The sequence below is a fragment of the Kitasatospora sp. NPDC057512 genome (genome assembly GCF_042802135.1).
Taxonomy (GTDB): Bacteria; Actinomycetota; Actinomycetes; order Streptomycetales; family Streptomycetaceae; genus Kitasatospora.
Genome location: NZ_JBHVET010001083.1, coordinates 1 through 2,029 on the forward strand (window position 1 = coordinate 1; position 2,029 = coordinate 2,029).

Below are 2,029 nucleotides of genomic sequence, written 5' to 3' on the forward strand. Positions count from 1 at the left end.
GGGTGAGGTACCTGCCAGAGCCCCTCGGGCCGGTGGGACAGCGTGTCTCAGGCGGCGACGCGTGCAGGCCGAGTGCCGGGCATCGCGGAGCGCAGAGCGGTTCGGACCCGGGCGGCACCTGCCGCTGCCACGTCCGCCCCCTGGCCGACCGGGAGGGTTCGGGTGGCCAGGCCGGCGCACGGGCGGCAGATGCCCGGTCGGGGCACGGGGTCGTGGCACTTGGCGCACTCGGTGTACCGGGTCGATGGCCGTGCGGCGGGCCGGGCGGGTGGCAGCTTGTGCTCCAGGCGGTAGCGGAGCACGGCGGCCGCCGAGTGCATCGGGGTGGGCAGGCCCGGCAGCAGGGCGTGGGCCAGGTCGGCGGAGGTGCTGCCGCGGGCCAGCCACTGGGCGACCAGGGGAGCGAGTTCGCGCGCTTCGGCCTCGCCGAGGCGCAGGCGGGGTTCGGGTCGGATCACCTGGAACAGGGTGGCCACCGCTTCGCGGACCTCTTCGGTCTCGGAATCCTCCTCCTCTCCTTTCGACGCGAGGTCATCGGCCGGACTCGCGGGGAGGGTGGGTTCTTGCTGCCGGTCCTTTACAACAGGGCTGCCAGCAGCGCCGGTTGCCGCTCCACCGGGCGCCGGACGGGTGGCATCCGGCGTGAACCATGGTGCGTCGTACACGTGGGTCTCGGTGCGGATCGTGCCGTCCGGCATGCGGATCTTCTCGACCCGGTAGTAGCCGGCGTCGGTCAGCTCCTTCAGCGCCCTACGGACGGCGCCGCGCCCCTGGGGGCTGGTGTCGGCCATGTGTCGGCCGTCCTCGCGCCAGCCGTCGGGGCGGGAGAGGAGGTCCGCGAGCAGGCCGCGGGCGGTGTAGGAGAGCCGTCGGTACTGGAGGACGGCGTTGGGCAGCACGGTGAAGTTGCGCACGGGGGCGCTACGATGGACGCGCATCGGGAGGTTGTGCTCCTGTTGCCGGACCCCGGGGTGTTACCAGCACCGCCGGGGTCGCCTGTTTTCGATTGGATTACAGAACGTATCACGGCAATTGACACTGCGTGAGACGTTTGGGGCTGGCGGGTAGCTGTCGGCTTGCGGCTACCTGGTGGCCGGGAGGTTCCCGCGTTCGACGGCCCCGCGCAGAACGGTGGCGAAGTCCTGGGGCAGGAGGTTGACCGCGTCGAGGGCTTCGGCGGTGAGGGGGATCTCCTCCAGGAGGTACTCGCCCCGGCCTTCCTGGCTGAACTCGGGACCGGTGCGGTCCTCGAAGTTCCACTTGTCGACGGTGGCGAGGTAGAAGTCCTGGCGCTCGTCGTCGGTTTGGATGGTGTGGAGGAGGCCGACGATCTCGGCTTCGCCGGCGATCTCCTCACGGACCTCGCGCAACAGGGCCTCCTCGGGGTCGGCGTCGGTGGGCTCGATCTTGCCGCCGACGATCACCCAGTACGGGGCGATGCCGGGACGGATGCGCTTGATCAGCAGCATGGTGTCGTTCGGGGTGAGGAGGACGGCGCGGACGCGGTGCTGCATGGTGGCCTGCTTCCTGTTCGGTGGGACGGGCGGTCAGTGGAGGAACCAGCCGCCGTCGACGTGCAACGACTGGCCGGTGATGAAGGACGCGCTGGGGCCTGCGAGGAAGGCAACGGCGCGGGACGCACTGACGGCGGATCTGGTCTTCGGGTCGGGCGTCAGGGGTGATGGCCCGACGAATCGATTGTGGATGTTCGGCATCGTCCGCCCCTCGATGAGCTCGTCGTCTCAGCGGGGGAATCCGAGGATGTGGTTGCGTGCGGCACGGGCGAGAGTGGGCCAAAAGCCCCGAGTGTGTCCGAAAGATCGTGTAAGTCCGCGATGTGACAGGCGGGACGGCGTGCGGCGAGGGGCGGGCACCCGCCGGGAGGCGGGTGGGGGGTGGATGGTGGGGAACGGCGGGGGACCTGTGCAGCGCAGCAGATGATGCGCGGGTGTTCACCCGGCGGCGGGCGAAGCGGGTCGCACAGTCTGCTGGAGTACATCTCCTCCAGCTCCGCGGAGCTGAGCCGCTC

General features: G+C 70.4%; 3 protein-coding genes. All 3 read right to left on the bottom strand.

Annotated elements, in window-relative coordinates:
- Positions 1 to 47: 47 nt before the first annotated feature.
- Positions 48 to 938 carry a hypothetical protein gene (locus tag ACFU6K_RS37825; RefSeq protein ID WP_380671018.1) on the bottom strand — a complete coding sequence of 297 codons (891 nt, stop codon included), beginning with the start codon at positions 936 to 938 and terminating at the stop codon, positions 48 to 50.
- 144 nt (positions 939 to 1,082) lie between these two features.
- Entirely contained in the window at positions 1,083 to 1,514 is a 432-nt protein-coding gene (locus ACFU6K_RS37830; protein WP_380671020.1) for an NUDIX domain-containing protein, read from the bottom strand.
- Positions 1,515 to 1,547: 33 nt separating this feature from the next.
- The gene (locus tag ACFU6K_RS37835; RefSeq protein WP_380671022.1) at positions 1,548 to 1,715 is read right to left on the bottom strand and encodes an SDR family oxidoreductase; all 168 of its coding nucleotides are present in this window, start codon (positions 1,713 to 1,715) and stop codon (positions 1,548 to 1,550) included.
- Positions 1,716 to 2,029: the final 314 nt, after the last annotated feature.